The sequence below is a fragment of the Streptomyces sp. NPDC047853 genome, from assembly GCF_043204535.1.
Taxonomy (GTDB): domain Bacteria; phylum Actinomycetota; class Actinomycetes; order Streptomycetales; family Streptomycetaceae; genus Streptomyces.
In genome coordinates, this window is record NZ_JBIDCI010000006.1 from 69,215 (window position 1) to 91,959 (window position 22,745).

The 22,745-nt window shown below is 73.1% G+C and carries 18 protein-coding genes; 11 read left to right on the forward strand and 7 right to left on the reverse strand.

The window, feature by feature from the left end:
- Positions 1-138 precede the first annotated feature (138 nt).
- From ACGF5T_RS13830 to ACGF5T_RS13840, 3 genes are all read left to right on the forward strand, one after another.
- On the forward strand, positions 139-750 hold the full coding sequence (locus ACGF5T_RS13830) for a hypothetical protein (RefSeq protein WP_356603621.1): 612 nt from the start codon (positions 139-141) through the stop codon (positions 748-750).
- Positions 751-825: 75 nt separating this feature from the next.
- Positions 826-2,955, forward strand: a complete 2,130-nt coding sequence (locus ACGF5T_RS13835; protein ID WP_366767288.1) for a glycosyltransferase family 39 protein — start codon at positions 826-828, stop codon at positions 2,953-2,955.
- Between the two features lie 148 nt (positions 2,956-3,103).
- The gene (locus ACGF5T_RS13840; protein ID WP_366767287.1) at positions 3,104-3,937 is read left to right on the forward strand and encodes an endonuclease; all 834 of its coding nucleotides are present in this window, start codon (positions 3,104-3,106) and stop codon (positions 3,935-3,937) included.
- A 16-nt stretch (positions 3,938-3,953) separates the two neighbouring features.
- On the opposite strand, the gene ACGF5T_RS13845 is transcribed toward ACGF5T_RS13840, so the two are convergent.
- Genes ACGF5T_RS13845 through ACGF5T_RS13855 form a run of 3 tightly spaced genes read right to left on the reverse strand, consistent with a single transcriptional unit; the run spans position 3,954 to position 8,135 of the window.
- Complete coding sequence (locus ACGF5T_RS13845) at positions 3,954-5,639, reverse strand: thiamine pyrophosphate-binding protein (RefSeq protein ID WP_366767286.1); 1,686 nt, start codon at positions 5,637-5,639, stop codon at positions 3,954-3,956.
- Complete coding sequence (speB, locus tag ACGF5T_RS13850) at positions 5,636-6,607, reverse strand: agmatinase (RefSeq protein ID WP_366767285.1); 972 nt, start codon at positions 6,605-6,607, stop codon at positions 5,636-5,638. Before speB ends, ACGF5T_RS13845 begins: the two co-directional genes overlap by 4 nt.
- A 52-nt stretch (positions 6,608-6,659) precedes the next feature.
- Entirely contained in the window at positions 6,660-8,135 is a 1,476-nt protein-coding gene (locus ACGF5T_RS13855; protein WP_361010824.1) for a sodium:solute symporter, read from the reverse strand.
- A gap of 195 nt (positions 8,136-8,330) precedes the next feature.
- On the opposite strand from ACGF5T_RS13855, the gene ACGF5T_RS13860 reads away from it, so the two are divergent.
- Both ACGF5T_RS13860 and ACGF5T_RS13865 read left to right on the forward strand, forming a co-directional pair.
- The gene (locus ACGF5T_RS13860) at positions 8,331-10,034 is read left to right on the forward strand and encodes a helix-turn-helix domain-containing protein (protein ID WP_366767284.1); all 1,704 of its coding nucleotides are present in this window, start codon (positions 8,331-8,333) and stop codon (positions 10,032-10,034) included.
- An 82-nt stretch (positions 10,035-10,116) separates the two neighbouring features.
- Positions 10,117-10,905 carry a phosphatase gene (locus ACGF5T_RS13865; protein WP_356603635.1) on the forward strand — a complete coding sequence of 263 codons (789 nt, stop codon included), beginning with the start codon at positions 10,117-10,119 and terminating at the stop codon, positions 10,903-10,905.
- A 24-nt stretch (positions 10,906-10,929) separates the two neighbouring features.
- Here ACGF5T_RS13865 and ACGF5T_RS13870 read toward each other — a convergent pair whose 3' ends face one another.
- The 4 genes from ACGF5T_RS13870 to ACGF5T_RS13885 all read right to left on the reverse strand — a co-directional run bounded on the left by ACGF5T_RS13870 (position 10,930) and on the right by ACGF5T_RS13885 (position 14,752).
- A complete protein-coding gene (locus ACGF5T_RS13870) occupies positions 10,930-11,910 on the reverse strand; it encodes a cation diffusion facilitator family transporter (RefSeq protein WP_366767283.1) in 981 nt (326 codons plus the stop codon).
- A gap of 4 nt (positions 11,911-11,914) precedes the next feature.
- On the reverse strand, positions 11,915-12,787 hold the full coding sequence (locus ACGF5T_RS13875; RefSeq protein WP_356603639.1) for an acyl-CoA thioesterase II: 873 nt from the start codon (positions 12,785-12,787) through the stop codon (positions 11,915-11,917).
- 44 nt (positions 12,788-12,831) lie between these two features.
- On the reverse strand, positions 12,832-13,989 hold the full coding sequence (locus tag ACGF5T_RS13880; protein ID WP_356603641.1) for an acyl-CoA dehydrogenase family protein: 1,158 nt from the start codon (positions 13,987-13,989) through the stop codon (positions 12,832-12,834).
- Positions 13,990-14,086: 97 nt separating this feature from the next.
- Positions 14,087-14,752 carry a TetR/AcrR family transcriptional regulator gene (locus tag ACGF5T_RS13885; protein ID WP_356603643.1) on the reverse strand — a complete coding sequence of 222 codons (666 nt, stop codon included), beginning with the start codon at positions 14,750-14,752 and terminating at the stop codon, positions 14,087-14,089.
- A gap of 98 nt (positions 14,753-14,850) precedes the next feature.
- On the opposite strand from ACGF5T_RS13885, the gene ACGF5T_RS13890 reads away from it, so the two are divergent.
- The 6 genes from ACGF5T_RS13890 (at position 14,851) to ACGF5T_RS13915 (ending at position 22,603) form a co-directional block, all read left to right on the forward strand.
- Entirely contained in the window at positions 14,851-16,467 is a 1,617-nt protein-coding gene (locus ACGF5T_RS13890; protein WP_356603645.1) for a carboxyl transferase domain-containing protein, read from the forward strand.
- A gap of 37 nt (positions 16,468-16,504) precedes the next feature.
- Positions 16,505-18,445 (forward strand): acetyl-CoA carboxylase biotin carboxylase subunit, encoded by a 1,941-nt coding sequence (locus ACGF5T_RS13895; protein ID WP_366767282.1) that lies wholly within the window; start codon positions 16,505-16,507, stop codon positions 18,443-18,445.
- Positions 18,442-19,389 carry a hydroxymethylglutaryl-CoA lyase gene (locus ACGF5T_RS13900; RefSeq protein WP_356603649.1) on the forward strand — a complete coding sequence of 316 codons (948 nt, stop codon included), beginning with the start codon at positions 18,442-18,444 and terminating at the stop codon, positions 19,387-19,389. The genes ACGF5T_RS13895 and ACGF5T_RS13900 overlap by 4 nt, the downstream gene beginning before the upstream one ends.
- 4 nt (positions 19,390-19,393) lie before the next feature.
- Entirely contained in the window at positions 19,394-20,554 is a 1,161-nt protein-coding gene (locus ACGF5T_RS13905) for an acyl-CoA dehydrogenase family protein (RefSeq protein WP_356603651.1), read from the forward strand.
- A gap of 118 nt (positions 20,555-20,672) precedes the next feature.
- A complete protein-coding gene (locus ACGF5T_RS13910; RefSeq protein WP_366767281.1) occupies positions 20,673-21,716 on the forward strand; it encodes an ABC transporter substrate-binding protein in 1,044 nt (347 codons plus the stop codon).
- A 26-nt stretch (positions 21,717-21,742) separates the two neighbouring features.
- Entirely contained in the window at positions 21,743-22,603 is an 861-nt protein-coding gene (locus ACGF5T_RS13915) for a siderophore-interacting protein (protein WP_366767280.1), read from the forward strand.
- Positions 22,604-22,745 lie beyond the last annotated feature (142 nt).

A 22,745-nucleotide genomic window follows, 5' to 3' on the forward strand; every position in this document is an offset into this window, starting at 1 on the left:
CGGCCGGCGTCGCGCGGGACGGAAGGCTTCCTGCTCGAAAGCGTGAACACTGCGGCCCTCGCTGTCCTCCCGTCGCTCATCTGAGTGCTCAGTGAGCATTCGGTCCTCGATCGCTCACGCTTTCCCGAGCATGAGTCCATGAGCCCCGCCCCCTGGCACGACCGCGACCCCCTCAGCACCGGGAACGTCATCGGCACCGTGCGCACTCTGATGCGCGCCGACGGCCTGGACGTGTCCCTGACCGCCATCGCCCGCGCCTGCGGAACCTCCCGCAACTTCCTCTACGCCAACTGGAGGACCGCCTCCGCGCTGCATCGACGCGCGCTGGTCGCCGAACTGGCGCACCTCTTCGTCGTAGCGGACCGCACCCACCCCAGCGACGGCACCGTACGGGGCATCGTCGATCACCTGGCGCAGGTCGTGCGGGGCGTCCGGCGCCATCCGACGACCGCGGCCGTCGCCCGCACCTCCCCCGCGGCGGTCCTGCGGGCGCACACCGCGACGGACGGTGCCCTGGCGCGGGTGGTGACGGAAGCCGTCAGCGATCTGCTGCACCCCCTCGCCCCGCGCGGCGGGGTGTGGAGCGACCCCGCGCTGCACGAGGTGCCCTGGAAGGTCCTCTGGATCGCCTGTCCCGCCGCCCTCTGTCCGGAGGCCGTCGGCGACGGGGAACGGGAGAGCGCCCTGGACGACGCCTTCGCCGCACTCCTGCGTGACCTGCTCGCCCCGTGGGCCACCGCGCCCGAGTGACCCCGGGCCGCGATGCACAGCTCACCCCCAGTCGGAGCACAGCCCCTGCCCATCAGCCGTGGAGACGGTGGTGTGGTGACATCTGCCACCGCTCCACCGCAAGCGGCCGCCGAGCCGCCCGTACCCTCGTCCCCGGCGCCCCGCGCGCCCCGCTGGTCGCTGCCGGCCCTCTTGGCGATCCTCGCCCTCGCGGCGGGGCTGTACTCCTGGAACCTGTCCGCATCCGGCCTGAACAGCTTCTACAGCGCCGCCGTGCTCAGCGGCACCGAGAGCTGGAAGGCGTGGTTCTTCGGCTCGCTGGACGCGGGGAACTTCCTGACCGTCGACAAGCCGCCCTTCGCCCTGATGGTCATGGGGCTGTCCTGCCGCCTGTTCGGGTACGGGACCTGGCAGATGATGCTGCCGCTGGTCCTGGCCGCGCTGGCGACGATCCGGATCCTCCACAGCTGTGTGCGGCGGGTGTGGGGCCACGGTGCGGCGGCGGTCGCCGCGCTGGTGCTGGCGCTGACCCCGATCACGGTCGCCATCAACCGGGACAACAACCCGGACACGCTGCTGGTGTTCCTGATGGTGGGCGGGGCGGCCCTCGGTCTGCGCGCGGTCCGCGGCGGACGGCTGCTGCCCCTGCTGGGCGCGGCGGCCTGCTTCGGGTTCGCGTTCCACACGAAGATGCTCCAGGGCTACATCGCGCTGCCGGCGGTCTTCGTCGTGTACCTGTACGCGACGGACCTCGGCTGGACGAAGCGGATCAGGAACCTGCTCCTCGCGGCGGTCGCCCTGGCCGTCTCCAGTTTCTGGTGGGCGGCGGCGGTGTCCCTGGTGCCCGCCTCCGAGCGGCCGTACATCGGCGGTTCGACGGACGGCACGGCCTGGGACCTGATCATGGGCTACAACGGGCTCGGCCGGATCCTCGGCGGTGACGGCACCATGGGCGGCGGAGGAGGCGGCGGCTTCTCGGGCGCCGCGGGCATCGGACGGATGTTCAACGACGTCCTCGGCGGCCAGATCTCGTGGCTGCTCCCCTTCGCCGGCATCGCGCTCGTCGGCGGCCTGGCGCTGCGCGGCCGGGCCCCCCGCACCGACCTCACCCGCGCCGCGCTGGTGCTGTGGGGCGGCTGGACGGTCCTGCACTACCTGACCTTCGCCCTGGCCGAGGGCACCATGCACCCGTACTACACGACGGCGCTCGCACCGGGCATCGCGGCGCTGTGCGGGGGCGGCGGTGCCATGCTGCTGCGCGCCCTGCGGACCGACCGGCGGTGGGCGTGGGTACTGCCCCTCGCCCTCGGCGTCACCGGCGTCTGGGCCGTCGTGCTGCTGCGCCGTGCCTCCGGCTGGAACACCTGGCTGTGGCCGACGATCGCGGTGGTCATGGCGCTGGCGATCGCGGGGCTGCTGGTCTTCCGTTCGGGGCGCCGGGTACGGCTGCTTGCGGTGTCCGTGGCCGCGGCGGTCGTCGCCGGGGTGGCCGGCCCGGCGGCGTACGCCTGGTCGGTACCGGCCGGTTCGGGCGGTGGCATGGGCGGCACCAACCCGACCGCGGGCCCGTCGACGGGCGGCGGCATGGGCGGCCCGGGCGGAGGGGGCGGCCGTGCGGGCGCCTTCCCCGGCGGGGGCGGCGAGGGACCCGGCGGGCAGCCGCGGGACGGCCGGGACGGCTCGGCCGACGGCTCCCTCCCGGGCAGCGGCCAGGCACCCGACGGCACCGACGCGGCCGACGCCGCACCCCCGAACGGCACACCCCCGCAGGGTGGCGCCCCGACCACCGGCGACGGCTCGGGTACGGGTGGCACTACGAGCGGGGGCGGCGGCACGGGCGGCGCGAGCGCCGAGCTGGTCGCCTACCTGAAGAAGCACCGGGACGGCGCCAAGTGGCTGCTCGCGGTGTCCGGTTCGCAGAACGCCGCGCAGCTCGTCCTCAGCAGCGGGGAGCCGGTCATCTCGATGTGGGGCTGGTCCGGCAGCGACCGGGCGATGACCCTCGCCCGCCTCAAGGACCTGGTGGGGAAGGGCGAGTTGCACTACGTCCAGGTCGGCGGCCAGGGCACGGGCGGCGGTATGGGCGGCGGCTCCGGGATCGGCTCCGAAGTGACCGCGTGGGTGCGGGAGCACGGTACGGCCGTCGAGGCGAGCGAGTACGGCTCGACGTCCTCGACCGGGATCACCTCGGGCCTCTACCGCTTGGACCCGTCGGACCTGAGCTGACGCGCGCGGGAGACGCATGACGGGCCCCGGCCGTGACGGCCGGGGCCCTCATCACGCAATCGCCACGCACCGTCCACCCGGCCTCCAACATGTCCATGCCACGCTCGTCCCACCGCTCCACTCCACCCGCGTAGATCGGACACCCCACATGCTCGCGATACGCACACGGCGCCGGAAAGCGGTCGCCCTCGCCACGGCCGCCGTCCTCGCCGGCCTCGCCGCCCCGTCCCTGGCCGCGACCCCGGCCACGGCCTCCGCCACGAACCCGCCCGCCACCGCGGCCGCCACCGCGGACCACGACCCGGCGTACTACGAGGACGCGGCCGGCAAGACGGGCAGCGCCCTCAAGTCCGCACTCCACACCATCATCAGCGACCAGACGAAGCTCTCGTACGCGGCGGTCTGGGACGCCCTGAAGGTCACCGACCAGGACCCGGCCGACAGCGGCAACGTCATCCTGCTCTACTCCGGCATCTCCCGCGCCAAGTCGCTGAACGGCGGCGACACCGGCGACTGGAACCGCGAGCACGTGTGGGCCAAGTCCCACGGCGACTTCGGCACCTCGACCGGCCCCGGCACCGACCTGCACCACCTGCGCCCCGAGGACGTCCGGGTCAACAGCGTGCGGGACAACAAGGACTTCGACAACGGCGGCAGCGGCTTCACCGACGCCGGCGGCAGCCTCACCGACGCCGACTCCTTCGAGCCCCGCGACGCCGTCAAGGGCGACGTGGCCCGCATGGTCTTCTACATGGCGGTCCGCTACGAGGGCGGCGAGGGCTTCGCCGACCTGGAGGTCAACGGCAGCGTCGACAACGGCAGCGACCCGTACATGGGCAGGCTCGACGTGCTGAAGGAGTGGAACGACCAGGACCCGCCGGACGCCTTCGAACAGCGCCGCAACGAGGTCATCCACGACACCTACCAGCACAACCGCAACCCGTTCATCGACCACCCGGAGTGGGTCGAGGCGATCTGGTGAGCCCTCCGGGCCGCGCTCAGTCCAGGTGCGTCGGCGCGAACATCCGCAGCACGGCCGGGAGGACGACCACCGACGGCCCCGGTGAGGCCAGCGCCTTCGCGAGGTCCGCCTCCAGGGTCCGCGCGGAGGTGCGTACGCCCGGCACGCCGAAGGACTCCGCCAGGGCCACGTAGTCGGGCCGGGTCAGCTCCGTCGCCGTGGGCCGGCCGAAGGCGTCGGTCATGTACTCGCGCAGGATGCCGTAGCCGCCGTCGTCGACGATGAGCCAGGTGACGTTCAGGTCGTACTGGCGAGCGGTGGCCAGTTCGGCGATGGAGTACAGGGCGCCTCCGTCGCCGGAGACCGCCAGCACCGGGTGGGTGGGGTCGGCCGCGGCGGCGCCCAGTGCCGCCGGGAAGCCGTAGCCGAGACCGCCCGCGCCCTGCGCCGAGTGCATGGTGTTGGGCGCCCCGGCGTCGAAGGCGGACCACGCCCAGTAGGCGAGGATGGTCATGTCCCAGAAGGACGGCGCGCCGGACGGGAGGGCTGCCCGGACGGCCGCCAGGACGTCCTGCTCCAGGGTGAGTTCCTGGGCGGCGATGCGCTCGCGGACCCGGTCCAGGACGTCCCTCACGCGCTCCGGGGCGGCCGGGTCGGTGCGCTCCTCCACCGTCTCCAGCAGCGCCTGGAGGGCGAGGCGGGCGTCGGCGTGGATGCCGAGGGCCGGGTGGTTGGACTCCAGTTTGCCGAGGTCGGCCTCGATCTGGATCACCCGGCCGCGGGGCTTGAAGGTGTGGTAGTTCGAGGAGAGTTCGCCGAGGCCCGAGCCGACGACCAGGAGCACGTCGGCGTCCTCCAGGAAGTCCGTGGTGTGGCGGTCCTCCAGCCAGGACTGGAGGGAGAGGGGGTGCGTCCACGGGAACGCGCCCTTGCCGCCGAAGGTCGTCACGACGGGGGCCTGGAGCCGCTCGGCCAGTTGCCGCAGCTTCTTCGAGGCGTCCGCGCGGACGACTCCCCCGCCCGCGATGATCGCGGGGCGCTCGGCGCGGGAGAGCAGGTCGGCCGCGACCGCCGTCAGTTCGGGGCGCGGGGGCAGTTCCTCGGGGAAGGCGTCGCCTCCGGTCACCACCGGGATCGGCGTCTCGGCCAGGAGGACGTCCTGCGGGATCTCCACCCACACCGGGCCGTGCGGGACGGTCAGCGCGGACGTCCACGCCTCCGCGATCGCCGACGGGATCTGCGACTGGGTGCGGACCGTGTGGACGGACTTCACCACGCCCCGGAAGGACGCCGACTGGTCGGGGAGCTCGTGCAGGTAGCCGTGGCGGCCCCCGCCCAGACCCGCCGTGGGGATCTGGCTGCTGATCGCCAGCACGGGCGCGGAGGCCGCCCGCGCCTCCTGGAGCGCGGCCAGCGAGGTGAGCGCGCCGGGCCCGGTGGACAGCAGCAGCGGGGCCGCCTCGCCGGTGATCCGGCCGTAGGCGTCCGCCGCGAAACCGGCGTTGTTCTCCACCCGCAGGCCGATGTAGCGCAGGTCCGAGCGGCGCAGCGCGTCGAACATGCCGAGGGCGTGCTGGCCGGGCAGGCCGAAGACGGTGGTCGCGCCGAGCCCGGCCAGGGTCTCCACGACCAGGTCCCCGCCGTTGCGGCCGCCGGGAGGATGCAGTGCGGCCTCCGTCTGGGCGGCGGTCGGACGGAGTACCAGGTCGTGGTCGTGGGTCACTGCGCTGCCTTCTCCTGGGCGATCTGGCGGGACATGATCGTGGTCAGTTCGTACGCGGTGTGCGAGGCCGCCACCGACGTGATCTCCGCGTGGTCGTAGGCCGGGGCGACCTCGACGACGTCGGCCGACACCAGGTTGCAGGATGCCAGGCCGCGCAGGATCTCCAGCAGCTCGCGGGAGGTCATGCCGCCGGCCTCGGGAGTGCCGGTGCCGGGCGCGTGGGCGGGGTCCAGGCAGTCGATGTCGATGGAGATGTACAGCGGGCGGTCGCCGATGCGCTGGCGCAGCTGGTCGGCGACCTCGTCGGCGCCCCGGCGGTAGACGTCCGCGGAGGTGACGATGCCGAAGCCCATCTTCTCGTCGTCGGTGAGGTCCTGCTTGCCGTACAGCGGGCCGCGGGTGCCGACGTGGGAGAGGGCGGAGGTGTCGAGGATGCCCTCCTCGACGGCGCGGCGGAACGGGGTGCCGTGGGTGTACTCGGCGCCGAAGTACGTGTCCCAGGTGTCCAGGTGGGCGTCGAAGTGCAGCAGGGCGACCGGGCCGTGCTTCTTGGCGACCGAGCGGAGCAGCGGGAGGGCGATGGTGTGGTCGCCGCCGAGGGTCATCAGGCGGGCGCCGGTGTCGAGGAGGTCGTCGGCGGCGGCCTCGACGGTCTCCACGGCCTCGTTGATGTTGAACGGGTTCACGGCTATGTCGCCGCCGTCCGCGACCTGGGCGAGGGCGAAGGGGGAGGCGTCCTGCGCCGGGTTGTACGGGCGCAGCAGGCGGGAGGCCTCCCGGATGGCGTTGCCGCCGAAGCGGGCGCCGGGCCGGTACGAGACGCCCGAGTCGAACGGCACGCCCACCACGGCGACGTCGGCCGTGCCGACCTCGTCCAGCCGGGGCAGCCGGGCGAAGGTCGCGGGTCCGGCGTACCGCGGGACGCGGGAGGAGTCGACGGGGCCGCGGGGCGTCTCGTTGCTGCTCATGTACTGCCTTCCTTCTTACGCTTCGTCGCGTATGTACTACCGCCGTCCGACTCTACTGGGGAGCCGGGACAGCCGGTTCGGACTGGGGTTCGGGCGCCCGGCCGGCGAGGCGTTCGCGCCAGGCGGCGAGGGTCGCCTCGTCGGTGGGCCGGGTCGTCAGGGACACTGCGACGTAGACGGCGAGGGAGGCCAGGAGACCGTAGTAGACGGGCTCGTTGGCGAGGATGCCGTAGCCCGCCATCAGGCCGACGACGGCGAGGCCGCCGACCGCGACGGCGGCGAGGGCACCCTGTGCGGTGCCGCGCTTCCACAGCAGACCGCCGAGGATGGGGACGAGGAGGCCGCCGACGAGGAGGTTGTAGGCGACGGTGAGTGCCTCGACGACGTCGTTGAGGGCGATCGAGATGAGGATCACCGCGACGCCCATCGCGAGGATGAAGGCGCGGTTGCCCTTCACCTCGTCGTGCGGCTCGTCCGCCTCGCCCTGCGTCCCGCGCACGACGCCGCGCAGCCGCGACCAGATGTCGTTGTTGGCGACGGTGGCGCAGGCGATGAGGGCGCCGGACGACGTGGACATCACGGCGGCGAGGGCGGCGGCCAGGACGAGTCCGCGCACGCCCATGGGCAGCTCGTCCTTGACGATGGTGGCGAAGGCGTCGTCGGGGCTGGAGAGCTTCGGGTAGAGGACCTTGGCCGCCGTGCCGATGATCGCGCCGGCGACGGCGTAGACCAGGCAGTAGGTGCCGGCGACGGTGCCGCCCCACTTGGCGGTGCGGTCGCTGCCCGCGGTGAAGACGCGCTGCCAGATGTCCTGCCCGATGAGCATGCCGAAGGTGTAGATCAGCACGTACGTGAAGATGGTCTCGCCGCCGATGCCCAGCGGGTCGAAGTACTCGGTCGGCAGCTGCGCCTTCATCTCGCCGAAGCCGCCGGCCTTGACGACCGCGATGGGCAGCAGCAGGAGCAGCACGCCGATGGTCTTCACCACGAACTGCACCATGTCGGTGAGCGTGATGGACCACATGCCGCCCAGCGTGGAGTACGCGACGACGATGGAGCCGCCCAGGACGATCGCCAGGGTGCGGTTCACGTCGAAGAGGACGTCGAAGATCGTGGCGTAGGCGATGGTGGAGGTGACGGCCAGCATCAGCGTGTACGCCCACATGACGACACCGGAGATGATGCCGGCCCGGCCGCCGTAGCGCAGGTCGAGCATCTCGGAGACGGTGTACACCTTCAGCCGGGCGATGCGGGCGGAGAAGAAGACGGACAGCGCGAGGATGCCGAGGCCGATGGTGACGACCATCCACGCGCCGGACAGGCCGTACTGGTAGCCGAGCCCGACGCCGCCGATGGTGGACGCGCCGCCGAGGACGATCGCCGCCATGGTGCCGGAGTACATGGCGGGTCCGAGGCGGCGCCCGGCCACCAGGAACTCGCTCTTCGACTTGGCGCGGCGCATGCCCCACCAGCCCATGGCCAGCATGCCGGCGAGATAGACGACGATCACGATGTAGTCGACGGCCATGAGGGGGCCTCCTTCGCGCACTCTCGGTGGCGTGTCGTGCAGTGGGACGTGTGGGGACGTGTCCGGTGGCTGGTCGCGGGGACATCCGCCCGTACCCGCGGCCGCCGGTCGAGGTTGACCCTAGGTGGCTGAAATGCGACTGCGAAGTGTACGTTTCATCCACTTGCCGCCGCTGGACTGGAGGAATGGTCCACCATGCCGGAACCGGTCGTTCCCTCCCGGCCCGTGACGCCCGCCACGCCCCCCACCCCTCCCGTGCCGCTGGCCGCCCTGCTGGCCCGCGAGGACCTGGGGCTGCGCCAGGTCACCGGCGGCCCGGCGGCGGACGTGACGGTCCACGGGGCGCACACCTCGGAGATGTCCGACCCGTACCCGTACCTGCTGGGCGGTGAGCTGCTGCTGACGGCGGGCGTGCACATCCCGCCGGGGGCGGGCGCGGGAGGCGGGCGCGACGCGGGGTCCGCGGACGGGGCGGGGGCCGGCTGCGACGCGGGGGCCGGGTACTTCGACGCCTACGTGTCCCGGATCGTCGCGGCGGGCGGCGCGGCGCTCGGCTTCGGGGTGGCGCCGGTGCACGACACCGTGCCGGCGGAGCTGGTCGCGGCCTGTGAGAGGCACGGGCTGCCGCTGGTGGAGGTGCCGCCGCGGACGACGTTCTCGGGCGTGGCCCGTGCGGTGTGGCAGCTGATGGGCCGGGCCAGGACGGCCGAGCTGCGCCGGGTCTCCGAGGCCCAGCAGGCCCTGGCCGCGGCGGCCGCCCGTCCGGACCCGGTGCCGTCCGTGCTGCGCAGGCTCGCCGGCCGGCTCGACGGGCGGGCGGTGCTGTACGGGCCGGAGGGGGCGGAGATCGCGGCGGCGGGGCGGGAGCCCGCGGGGGAGGCACGGCGGGCGCTGGCGGGGCTGGCCCGCTTCGTCACCGGGCACGCCTCCACCACCGCCACGGACACGGTCGCCGGCACCCGGCTCGCCGTCTACGCCCTCGGCGCCGGGCAGGACTTCGTCCTCGGAGTGGCGGCCCCGCAGCGGGAGCCCGGGGACCACACGATCGCGTCGGTCGCCGCCGTGCTGCTCTCCCTCCTGACCGGCGAGCAGCGCAGCGGCACCGGCGCGGCCCGCTCCTCGGCGCTGGTGCGGCTGCTGCTGGGCGCCCGCCCGGAGGAGGTCGCGCCGCTGCTGGGTACGGCGGACGGTGAGGACCGCGCCCACTGGTACGTCGTGCACGCCCGTCCCACGACCGGCACACCCGACCCGATCTCCGCCTCCGCCCTGGGCGCGGCCCTCGGCTCGCCCCTGGTCGACCCCGCCGGGGACGTCGTACGGGTACTCGTCCCGGCCCCACCGGCACCCGCTCCCGCTCCCCGGCCCCCGGCCTCCACCTCCGACGGGGACCCTGGCGCCCCGGCCCCTCGGACGGCCCCCACCCCCCGGGCCGCCGCCGACCCGAACCCGGCCGCCACCAACCCCAGCCCCGCCCCCGCCCCGCGGCAGACCCCCGCCCCCCAGCCCGGCTGGACGCTCGGCGTCAGTGTCCCCGTCGCCCCGGGCGAGTGGCCGGCCGCGGACGCCCAGGCGGCGCGTGCGCTGGCCCGGGCGCGGGCGACGCGGGTGCCGCTGGTCCGGCACGCCGACCGGCCCGCGCTCGCCGACCTCGTGCCGGACGGCGAGGCCGAGGCGCACGCCCGGGCGCTGCTCGGGCCGATCGCGGCCGTCCCGGCGCTCACCGAGACCCTGCGCGCCTGGCTGTCCCTGCACGGCAGCTGGGACCGCACCGCCGTCGCCCTGTCCGTGCACCGCAACACCGTGCGGCAGCGCATCGCGCGCTGCGCGGCCCTGCTGGACGCCGACCTCGACGACCCGGACGTCCGCATGGAGTTGTGGTTCGCGCTGCGCCGGACGTGACCGGCGGGGCGGGGAGGTGACCCGTGTCCCAGCGGGCGCCGCGCCGGAGACTCGCGGCGGTCGGCTGCCCCACAATGGAGCCATGCCGATATCCGGGACACCCAGCCGCGCCGAACTCGCCGAACACCTCGTCAGGACGCGTATCGCGGGCGACGTCGCCACGCCCCGCGAGAACAACCTCTCCCACTACCGCAAGCTGGCGAACGGCGACCGCAACTTCTGGCTCGGTCTGGAGCTGGGCGACCGCTGGACGGACGAGCAGGACGTGCTCGCGGTGATGGCGGAGCGGGTCGGTGTCAACGACGACCCGGAGCACCGCTTCGGGCAGGACACCATCGACCCCGAGCTGACGGTGGCCGCGCTGGAGCGCATGGCCGGCCGGCTGCGCAAGGCGGCGGACGGCGGGCAGCGCGTCCTGTTCGCGACCGGCCACCCGGGCGGCCTGCTCGACGTGCACCGCGCGACGGCCGACGCGCTGCGCGCCGCCGGCTGCGAGATCGTCGTGATCCCCGAGGGGCTGACGACGGAGGAGGGGTACGTCCAGCAGTTCGCGGACGTGGCGGTGCTGGAGCACGGCGCCTCGCTGTGGCACACCCACTCGGGTGAGCCGATGAAGGCGATCCTGACCGGCCTGGAGCGTGCGGGCCGCCCGCTGCCCGACCTGGTCGTCGCCGACCACGGCTGGGCGGGGTACGCCGGTCAGCACGGCGTCGACTCCGTGGGCTACGCCGACTGCAACGACCCGGCCCTCTTCCTGGCCGAGTCCGAGGGCATCCTCCAGGTGGCGGTGCCGCTGGACGACCACGTGGTCAGCCCGCGCCACTACGACCCCATGACGGCCTACCTGCTGGCGGAGGCGGGACTGCGCTGAGCCGGTGGCTCGTCCGGCCCGCCGTCACGGCCAGGGGTTCAGCCCTTCGGAGCGGCGCTGCGCGAAACCGGGCGTCGGGTCCAGGTAGACCCGGCGCACCACCGGGAACTCCTCCCGCAGCCGCTGCTCGGCCCGCTCGCACGCCCACTCGACCTGCGCCGCCGTCGACACGTCCCGGAAGTCGACCTTGGCGGCGACCAGCGCCTCCCGCGGACCCTGGAGGAGGGTGGTCAGCTCCAGTACGGCCTCGATGTGCTCCACGGCCAGCAGTTCCGCCCGGATCCGGTCCCGGACGCTGCGGGGCAGCGGGCGGCCGATGAGGAACTCGGCGTTGGAGCGGCCCAGCACCCAGGCGACGTACAGCAGCAGGGCGCCGATGCAGAGGGAGGCGACGCCGTCCCAGACGCCGGAGCCGGTCAGCTGCCCGCCGAGCAGGCCCCCGGCGGCGAGCAGCAGCCCGGCCAGGGCGGCGGAGTCCTCCAGGACGACGGCCTTGACGGCGGTGTCGGGGGTGCGGCGCAGATAGCGGCCGAAGGGCACCTTGTGGCGGCGGGCCTCCCCGCGCGCCTGCCGGAGGCCGGTGCGCAGGGAGTAGCCCTCCAGGAGGAAGGCGACGGCGAGGACCAGGTAGGCGACCAGGGGGTCGCCGGGTTCCTCGCCGTGGGTGAGGGTGTGGACGCCGTCGTAGAGGGCGAAGACCGCGCCGCCGACGAAGGTGGCGACGGCGGCGAGCAGCGCCCAGATGTAGCGCTCGGGGCCGTGGCCGAGGGGGTGGTCCTCGTCGGCGGGGCGCACGCTGCGCTTCAGCGAGGTCAGCAGCAGTACCTCGGTGACGGTGTCGGCGACCGAGTGGGCGGCCTCCGACAGCATCGCGCTGGACCCGCTGACCACGCCGGCGAGCGCCTTGGCGATGGCGATGCCCAGATTGGCGAAGGCGGCGACGAGCACCGTGAAGGTGCTCTCGCCGCCGTCCGTCTCAGGTCTCCCGCGCGCAGGTTCCGCCATGCCCTCAGTGTTCCCGAGGGACGCGCACCACGCCTTCCTGGATGACCGTGAGGGCGAGCCGCCCGTCCTGTGTGTAGATGCGCGCCTGGCCGAGGCCCCGGCCGCCCGAGGCCGACGGCGACTCCTGGTCGTAGAGCAGCCACTCGTCGGCGCGGAACGGCCGGTGGAACCACATGGCGTGGTCCAGTGAGGCCCCGACGACGTCACCGACGGCCCAGCCGCCCCGGCCGTGCGCGAGCAGCACCGAGTCGAGGAGGGTCATGTCGGAGACGTACGTGGCGAGGACGACGTGCAGCAGGGGGTCGTCGGCGAGCTTGCCGTTGGTGCGGAACCACACCTGGGAGTGCGGCTCGCGGGGGGTGCCGAAGGCGCCGAAGGGCGGGTCGTCGACGTACCGCAGGTCCACCGCGGCCCGGGCCTGGAGGAAACGCTCCACGGTGTCGGCGGGCAGGTGCGGGTAGCTCCGCAGCCGCTCCTCGCCGGTGGGCAGCGTCGCCGGGTCGGGCGCGGCCGGCATCGGGGCCTGGTGGTCCAGGCCCTCCTCGTACGTCTGGAAGGACGCCGACAGGCCGAAGATCGGCTTGCCGTGCTGGACGGCGACCACGCGGCGGGTGGTGAAGGAGCGGCCGTCGCGCAGGCGGTCGACGTTGTAGACGATGGGGGCACCGGGGTCGCCGGGGCGCAGGAAGTACGCGTGCAGGGAGTGCGCGAGCCGGTCCTCGGGGACCGTGCGCCCGGCGGCGACCAGCGCCTGGGCGGCGACCTGCCCGCCGAAGACCCGGGGGACGACGGCGGAGCGGGAGCGGCCGCGGTAGATGTCCTCCTCGATCCGCTCGAGGTCGAGCAGGTCGAGGAGGGACTGGAGTGCTTCGCTCATGTCCTGTGGTTCTGTGGGTCCTGGCTCGGTGGTCCTCGGACGCTCTACAGGCCCATGTCCTTCGCGATGATCATCTTCATGACCTCGCTGGTGCCGCCGTAGATGCGGTTGACGCGGTTGTCCGCGTACAGGCGGGCGATCGGGTACTCGTTCATGTAGCCGTAGCCGCCGTGCAGCTGGAGGCAGCGGTCGATGACGCGGTGGGCGACCTCGGTGCAGAACAGCTTGGCGCTGGCGGCCTCGGCGGGGGTCAGCTCGCCGGCGTCCAGGGCCTCGGTCGCGCGGTCGGCGACGGCCTCGGCGGCGTCCACCTCGGCCTGGCAGGCGGCCAGCTCGAACTTGGTGTTCTGGAAGGCGGCCACCGGCTTGCCGAAGACGGTGCGCTCCTGCACGTACTGCTTGGCGAACCGGACGGCGGCCTTGGCCTGGGCGTAGGCGCCGAAGGCGATGCCCCAGCGCTCGGAGGCCAGGTTGTGGCCGAGGTAGGAGAAGCCCTTGTTCTCCTCGCCGAGCAGGTCCTCCACGGGGACCTTGACGTCGACGAAGGCCAGCTCGGCGGTGTCGGAGGTGCGCAGGCCCAGCTTGTCCAGCTTGCGGCCCACCGAGTAGCCCTCGGACTTGGTGTCCACGGCGAACAGGGAGATGCCGTGGCGGCGGTCCTCGGCCGTGGGCGCGGCGGTGCGGGCGCAGACGATCACCTTGTCGGCGTGCACGCCGCCGGTGATGAAGGTCTTGGCGCCGTTGAGGACGTAGTGGCTGCCGTCCTCGGAGAGCTTCGCGGTGGACTTCATGCCCGCGAGGTCGGAACCGGTGCCCGGCTCCGTCATCGCGATGGCCCACATCTCCTCGCCGGAGACGAACTTCGGCAGGAAGCGCTTCTTCTGCTCGTCGGAGGCGAGCATGTTGATGTAGGGCAGCGCGAGCAGCACGTGCACGCCGGAGCCGCCGAACTGCACGCCCGCGCGGGCGGTCTCCTCGTAGAGGACGGCCTCGAACTTGTGGCTGTCCATGCCCGCGCCGCCGAACTCCTCCGGCACGTTGATGCCGAAGATGCCCAGCTCGCCGAGCTTGTAGTAGAAGTCTCGCGGCGCCTGGCCGGCGGCGAACCACTCGTCGTAGACGGGGACGACCTCGGCCTCGATGAAGGCGCGGATGGTCTCCCGGAACGCCTCGTGGTCCTCGTTGAACACCGTACGGCGCACAGCGCCACCTCCAGGATACGTGTCTAAGCGCTTGCTCAGACTTCACCGTACCGGCGGGTAGGGAGAGGCGTCCAGAGCGGGAGGTGGGTAACCCTCGTCACTCCCCGCCGCCCGGGCGCCGGCCCTCCCCCACCGCCGCGAACGCCCCCCGCGCCATCCGGTGCAGCAGCGCCGCCGTGGCCGCGCGGCCCGGGAGGACGCCGGGGCGGCCGAGGTGCGGGGTGGAGTTCAGGAGGCCGAAGACCGAGTGAACGGCGGAGCGGGCGGCGGGCTCGGCGACGGCCGGGTAGACCTCGCGCACCACCCCGACCCACAGCTCGACGTACTGCCGCTGCAACTGCCGCACCATCTTGCGGTCGGCGTCCCGGAGGCGGTCCAGCTCGCGGTCGTGCAGGGTGATGAGCGGGCGGTCGTCGAGGGCGAAGTCGATGTGCCCCTCGATGAGCGAATCGAGGACCGCCTCCGCACCCCCGCCCGACCCGGCACCGGCTCCGGAGCCGGTCACCCCCGCCATCCCCTCGGCCCCGGCCTCCGCCAGCCGCCGCTTCGCCCCGGTCAGCAGCGAGTCGCTGATCCCGACCAGCAGCTCGGCGAGCATCGCGTCCTTGCCGGCGAAGTGCCGGTAGAGACCGGGGCCGCTGATCCCCACCGCGGCGCCTATCTCGTCGACGCCGACGCCGTGGAAGCCGCGCTCGGCGAAGAGCCGGGCGGCCTCCTTGAGGATCTGCTCGCGGCGGGTGGGGGCGTCGGTCCTGGTGGTCATGGTGCCGATTCTAGACAGGGAGGTTAGCGGTCGTTAACCTGTGGGGACATGCGTTAACGCTCATTAACTGATCGACCATCGGGTGAGGGGACCGCAGGATGCACGAGGCACCGGAGCTGACGACGGCGGCGGATCCCGCCTCAGAGGCCTTTCGGGCCAACGAGGAGGCGCACCGCGTCCTCGTGGACGAGCTGCGCGCCAAGCTGGCCGCGGCCCGGCTGGGCGGCGGCGAGCGGGCCCGGGCCCGGCACACCGCGCGCGGCAAGCTGCTGCCCCGCGACCGCGTGGACACGCTGCTCGATCCGGGCTCGCCGTTCCTGGAGCTGGCGCCGCTCGCCGCCGACGGGCTCTACGACGGACAGGCCCCGGCCGCGGGCGTGATCGCCGGGATCGGACGGGTGAGCGGCCGGGAGTGCGTGATCGTCGCCAACGACGCCACCGTCAAGGGCGGCACGTACTACCCGATGACCGTGAAGAAGCACCTGCGGGCGCAGGAGGTGGCGCTGGAGAACCGGCTGCCGTGCCTGTACCTCGTCGACTCGGGCGGGGCCTTCCTGCCGATGCAGGACGAGGTCTTCCCCGACCGGGAGCACTTCGGCCGGATCTTCTACAACCAGGCCCGGATGTCGGGCGCCGGCATCCCGCAGATCGCCGCCGTCCTCGGTTCCTGCACGGCGGGCGGCGCGTACGTCCCCGCGATGAGCGACGAGGCGGTGATCGTCCGCAACCAGGGGACGATCTTCCTGGGCGGCCCGCCGCTGGTGAAGGCGGCCACCGGCGAGGTGGTCACCGCGGAGGAGCTGGGCGGCGGCGAGGTCCACTCCCGGGTGTCCGGGGTGACCGACCACCTGGCCGAGGACGACCCGCACGCGCTGCGGATCGTGCGGCAGATCGTCTCCACGCTGCCCGCGCGCGGCTCGCTCCCCTGGGGTGTGGAGCCCGCCGTCGAGCCCAAGGTGGACCCGCAGGGGCTGTACGGCGCGGTGCCGGTCGACTCCCGCACCCCCTACGACGTGCGCGAGGTCATCGCGCGGGTGGTGGACGGCTCCCGGTTCGCCGAGTTCAAGTCCGAGTACGGGCAGACCCTGGTCACCGGCTTCGCCCGCATCCACGGCCACCCGGTCGGCATCGTCGCCAACAACGGCATCCTCTTCTCCGAGTCCGCCCAGAAGGGCGCCCACTTCATCGAGCTGTGCGACCAGCGCGGCATCCCGCTGGTCTTCCTCCAGAACATCTCCGGGTTCATGGTCGGCCGGGACTACGAGGCGGGCGGCATCGCCAAGCACGGCGCCAAGATGGTGACGGCGGTGGCGTGCACGCGCGTGCCGAAGCTGACGGTGGTCGTCGGCGGGTCGTACGGCGCGGGGAACTACTCGATGTGCGGCCGGGCGTACTCGCCGCGCTTCCTGTGGATGTGGCCCAACGCCAAGATCTCCGTCATGGGCGGCGAGCAGGCCGCGTCCGTGCTGGCCACGGTCAAGCGGGACCAGTTGGAGGCCCGGGGCGAGGAGTGGTCGGCCGAGGAGGAGGACTCCTTCAAGGCGCCGGTCCGCGCGCAGTACGAGCACCAGGGCAACGCCTACTACGCGACCGCCCGCCTGTGGGACGACGGGGTGATCGAGCCCGCCGACACCCGGCAGGTGCTGGGTCTGGCCCTGACCGCGTGTGCCAACGCGCCGCTGGGTGAGCCCCGGTTCGGCGTCTTCCGGATGTGAGGAGGGGACTTCGATGGGAAGCGCGATGGGGAGCTTGATGTTCGACACGGTTCTGGTGGCCAACCGCGGGGAGATCGCGGTGCGCGTCGTCCGGACGCTGCGTGCGCTGGGTGTGCGCTCGGTGGCGGTCTTCTCCGACGCCGACGCGGACGCGCGGCACGTGCGGGAGGCCGACGAGGCGGTACGGATCGGCCCGGCGCCGGCGGCGGAGAGTTATCTGTCCGTCGAGCGGCTGCTGGAGGCGGCGGCCCGGACGGGGGCGCGGGCCGTGCACCCGGGGTACGGGTTCCTCGCCGAGAACGCCGCCTTCGCGCGGGCCTGCGAGGAGGCGGGGCTGGTCTTCATCGGACCGCCCGCCGACGCCATCGCCCTGATGGGCGACAAGATCCGCGCCAAGGAGACGGTGAAGGCGGCCGGGGTGCCGGTCGTGCCCGGCTCCAGCGGCAGCGGGCTGACGGACGGGCAGCTCGCCGAGGCGGCCCGCGAGATCGGGATGCCGGTGCTGCTGAAGCCGTCGGCCGGCGGGGGCGGCAAGGGCATGCGCCTGGTGCGGGACGCCGCCGCGCTCGCCGACGAGATCGCCGCCGCCCGCCGCGAGGCCCGCGCCTCCTTCGGTGACGACACGCTGCTCGTGGAGCGGTGGATCGACCGGCCCCGGCACATCGAGATCCAGGTGCTGGCCGACGGCCACGGCAACGTGGTGCACCTGGGCGAGCGCGAGTGCTCGCTCCAGCGGCGCCACCAGAAGATCATCGAGGAGGCGCCCAGCGTGCTCCTCGACGAGGCGACCCGCGCCGCGATGGGCGAGGCGGCCGTGCAGGCGGCCCGCTCCTGCGGCTACCGGGGCGCGGGCACGGTGGAGTTCATCGTGCCGGGCGGCGACCCCTCGCAGTACTACTTCATGGAGATGAACACCCGCCTCCAGGTGGAGCACCCGGTGACCGAGCTGGTCACGGGCCTGGACCTGGTGGAGTGGCAGCTGCGGGTGGCGGCGGGCGAGCCGCTCGGGTTCACGCAAGCGGACGTACGGCTGACCGGGCACGCGGTCGAGGCGCGGCTGTGCGCGGAGGACCCCTCGCGCGGCTTCCTCCCCTCCGGCGGCACGGTCCTGCGGCTGCACGAGCCCCAGGGCGACGGCGTGCGCACCGACTCGGGGCTCAGCGAGGGCAGCGAGGTCGGCAGCCTCTACGACCCGATGCTGTCCAAGGTGATCGCGTACGGCCCCGACCGCGCGACCGCCCTGCGCAGGCTCCGGGCGGCCCTCGCCGGGACGGTCACCCTGGGCGTGCAGACCAACGCCGGTTTCCTGCGGCGGCTGCTGGCCCACCCGGCGGTGGTGGCGGGCGAGCTGGACACCGGGCTGGTGGAGCGCGAGGTCGACGGCCTGGTGCCCACCGGCGTACCGGAGGAGGTGTACGAGGCGGCGGCGGCCGTCCGGCTGGACGCGCTGCGTCCGCGCGGGGACGGCTGGATCGACCCGTTCTCCGTGCCGAGCGGCTGGCGCACGGGCGGCGAGCCGAAGCCGGTCGCCTTCCCCCTGCGCGTCACCGATCCGGTGGAACACACTCCGCGCGGCACCCACACCGTCACCGAGGACCGCGTGTCGGTGACCCTGGACGGCGTCCGGCACACCTTCCACCGCGCCGCCGACTGGCTGGGCCGCGACGGCGACGCCTGGCACGTGCGCGACCACGACCCGGTCGCCGCCTCCCTCACGGGCGCCGCCCACGCGGGCGCCGACTCGCTGACCGCGCCCATGCCGGGCACGGTGACGGTGGTGAAGGTCGCCGTCGGCGACGAGGTGGCCGCCGGGCAGAGCCTGCTGGTCGTGGAGGCGATGAAGATGGAGCACGTCATCTCCGCCCCGCATGCCGGCACCGTCGCCGAACTGGACGTGGCGCCGGGCACGACGGTCGCCATGGACCAGGTGCTGGCGGTCATCACCCCGGCCGGCGAGGGCGAGGAGGAGACGGCATGAACACCCCGGAGACGGGCCTGCCCATGGTCGTACCGGCCGAGGGCCTGCCCGCCCGCGTCCGCGTCCACGAGGTGGGTGCGCGCGACGGCCTGCAGAACGAGAAGGCGGTCGTCCCGGTGGAGGTGAAGGCGGAGTTCATCCGCCGGCTGGCCGGCACCGGCCTGACCACCATCGAGGCGACGAGCTTCGTGCACCCCAAGTGGGTGCCGCAGCTGGCCGACGCGGAGGAGTTGTTCCCCGCGGTGGCCGGTCTGCCGGTGGACCTGCCCGTGCTGGTCCCCAACGAGCGGGGCCTCGACCGGGCGCTGGCGCTCGGCGCCCGCCGCGTCGCGGTCTTCGCCAGCGCCACCGAGTCCTTCGCCAGGGCCAACCTCAACCGCACGGTGGACGAGGCGCTGGCCATGTTCGCGCCGGTGGTGGCGCGGGCGAAGGAGGCGGACCTTCACGTACGGGGCTACCTCTCGATGTGCTTCGGCGACCCGTGGGAGGGGCCGGTCCCCGTCGAGCAGGTGGTGAAGGTGTGCCGGGCCCTGCTGGACATGGGCTGCGACGAACTCAGCCTGGGCGACACCATCGGGGTGGCGACGCCGGGCCATGTCGGCGCCCTGCTCACCGCGCTGACCGGCGCCGGTGTCCCGGTGGACGCGCTCGGCGTCCACTTCCACGACACCTACGGCCAGGCCCTGTCCAACACGCTGACCGCGCTGCGGCACGGCGTCACCACGGTCGACGCCTCCGCCGGCGGGCTCGGCGGCTGCCCCTACGCCAAGTCCGCCACCGGCAACCTCGCCACCGAAGACCTCGTGTGGATGCTGCGCGGCCTCGGCATCGACACCGGCATCGACCTCGGCCGTCTCGTCGCCACCAGCGTCTGGATGGCCGCCCACCTGGGCCGACCCAGCCCGTCCCGGACCGTTCGAGCCCTCTCCCACCAGGAGCAGTGACAGCATGGACCACAAGCTCTCCCCCGAACTCGAGGACCTCCGCCGCACGGTGGAGGCGTTCGCCCACGACGTCGTGGCGCCCAAGATCGGCGACTTCTACGAGCGGCACGAGTTCCCGTACGAGATCGTCCGGGAGATGGGCCGCATGGGCCTGTTCGGCCTGCCGTTCCCGGAGGAGTACGGCGGCATGGGCGGCGACTACCTCGCCCTCGGCATCGCCCTGGAGGAGCTGGCCCGCGTCGACTCGTCGGTGGCCATCACCCTGGAGGCGGGCGTCTCGCTGGGCGCGATGCCCCTGCACCTGTTCGGCACCGAGGAGCAGAAGCGCGCGTGGCTGCCCCGGCTGTGCTCCGGCGAGATCCTCGGCGCCTTCGGCCTGACCGAACCCGACGGCGGTTCGGACGCGGGGGCGACGCGGACGACGGCCCGCCTGGACGAGGCGACCGGCGAGTGGGTCATCAACGGCACCAAGTGCTTCATCACCAACTCGGGCACGGACATCACGGGCCTGGTGACCGTCACGGCGGTCACCGGCCGCAAGCCGGACGGCCGTCCGCTGATCTCGGCGATCATCGTCCCCTCCGGCACCCCGGGCTTCACGGTGGCCGCCCCGTACTCGAAGGTCGGCTGGAACGCCTCGGACACCCGTGAGCTGTCCTTCTCCGACGTCCGGGTCCCGGCGGCGAACCTGCTGGGCGAACAGGGCCGGGGCTACGCCCAGTTCCTGCGCATCCTGGACGAGGGGCGGATCGCCATCGCCGCGCTGGGCACGGGGCTCGCGCAGGGCTGTGTGGACGAGTCGGTCGCCTACGCGAAGGAACGTCACGCCTTCGGCAAGCCGATCGGCGCCAACCAGGCCATCCAGTTCAAGATCGCCGACATGGAGATGAAGGCCCACACCTCCCGGCTCGCCTGGCGCGACGCGGCCTCCCGGCTGGTGACGGGCGAGCCCTTCAAGAAGGAGGCGGCGCTGGCGAAGCTGTACTCGTCGACGGTCGCGGTGGACAACGCCCGGGACGCGACGCAGATCCACGGCGGCTACGGCTTCATGAACGAGTACCCCGTGGCCCGGATGTGGCGGGACGCGAAGATCCTGGAGATCGGCGAGGGCACCAGCGAGGTCCAGCGGATGCTGATCGCCCGGGAGTTGGGCCTGGTCGGCTAGGCGCCGGACGGCGGGGCGGGGCGGTCACAGCCCCGCCACTGGACAAGATCTGAGGTTAGGCTAACCTACCTTGAACTTGTCCCGCGGAGGCTCCGCACCGTTCGAAAGCAGCCACACCATGCCCAACGCCAGAGCTACCCACCTGACCCGCCGCGGAATCCTCGCCGCGGGCGGCGCCCTCGGCCTCGGCGCCGCGCTCACGGCCTGCGGTGACGACGACGCCAAGAGCGGTGGCTCGGACGACAAGGCGGCCGCCGAGTCCGGCCCCTGGTCCTTCAAGGACGACCGCGGCACGACCGTGAAGCTCGAGAAGGCCCCCACGAGCATCGTCGCCTTCACCGGCGTCGCCGCCGCCCTCCACGACTACGGCGTCCAGGTCAAGGGCGTCTTCGGCCCCACCACGACCAAGGACGGCAAGCCCGACGTCCAGGCCGGCGACCTCGACGTCGCCAAGGTCACCGTCCTCGGCAACGAGTGGGGCAAGCTCAACGTCGAGAAGTACGCCACCCTCGCCCCCGAGCTGCTCGTCACCACGACCTTCGACACCGCGGGCACCCTGTGGTCCGTTCCCGAGGACTCCAAGGACAAGGTCGCCAAGCTCGCCCCGAGCGTCGCCATCTCCGTCTTCGACCGCCAGCTCACCCAGCCGCTCCAGCGCATGTGGGAGCTGGCCGAGTCGCTCGGCGCCGACATGAAGGCGAAGAAGGTCACCGACGCCAAGGCCGCCTTCGAGAAGGCCGCGGCCCGGCTGCGCGCCGCCGCCAAGGCCAAGCCGGAGATCCGGGTGCTGGCCGGCTCCGCGAGCGCCGAGCTGTTCTACGTCTCCGGCACCAACCTCTCCGTCGACCTGGAGTACTTCAAGGCCCTCGGCGTGAACTTCGTCGAGCCCTCGGAGGACGCCAAGAAGGCGACCGGCGGCTGGTTCGAGTCCCTGAGCTGGGAGAACGTCGACAAGTACCCGGCCGACGTCATCATCATGGACGACCGCGCCTCCACCATCCAGCCGGCGGACATCGCCGAGGGCACCTGGAAGCAGCTCCCCGCGGTCAAGGCCGGCCAGGTCATCGCCCGCTCCCCCGAGCCGATCCTGTCCTACGACAAGTGCACGCCGCTGCTCGACAACCTGGCCGAGGCGATCGAGAACGCCAAGAAGGTCGGCTGACCCTCCCCTTCTCCCCGGAGCCCGCCATGACGACGGCCGTAGCCGCCCCGTTCCGCTTCTTCTCCCTCCAGGTCGTACGGACGAGGCGGCTCGGTCCGTCTCTGGCCCGGGTCACCTTCGCGGGCCCCGACCTGAGCGCCTTCCACTCCGACGGGCGGGACCAGTCCCTGTCGCTGTTCCTGCCGCACCCGGGGCAGTCGGAGCCGGCCGTTCCCGTCGAGCTGGGAGACGGCTGGTGGCAGGGGTGGCGTGAACTCCCCGACGACGTGCGGGCGGTGATGCGCTCGTACACGCTGCGGGCGCTGCGCCGGGACGCCGACGGCGACACCGTCGAGATCGACGTCGACTTCGTGCTGCACGGGGTCGACCCCGCCTCGCCGGTCCAGGCGGGCCCCGCCGCCCGCTGGGCCGCGGGCGCCGCCCCCGGCGACCGGGTCCTGCTGCTCGGCCCGGCGGTCGCCGACAACCGGGCGATCCGCTTCCGCCCGCCCGAGGACACCGACCTGGTGGTCGTCTGGGGCGACGAGACCGCCGTGCCGGCCGCCTGCGCGATCGTCGAGTCCCTGCCGGCCGGCACCCGCGCCCGGGTCTGGCTGGAGGTCCCGCACGCCGAGGACGTCCAGGACCTCCGGACGGCGGCGGACGCCGAGGTCACCTGGCTGGTCCGGGACGCCTCCGACGGCCCCGAGGCCACCCTGGCGACGCTTCGCGCGGCGCACCTCCCGCCCGCCGGGAACCCCTATGTCTGGATCGCCGGCGAGTCCGGCCGCGTCAAGCAGTTGCGCCGGCACTTCGTGGGCGAGCGCGGCGTCGACCGCCGCCGCGTCACCTTCGTCGGCTACTGGCGGCAAGGCCTGACGGAGGAACAACTCCGCGAGCAGGGCTGACGCCCGACACCACCGGCTTCTCAACTCACTCTCAGTGACACACGGTTGAGACCAGAGTGACGGCTGTCACGTCCTGGCATGCACGCGATCGAAGAGAGTTAGGTTAGGCTAACCTAAGTGAACCGAGGGCTCCCGCCCCTCT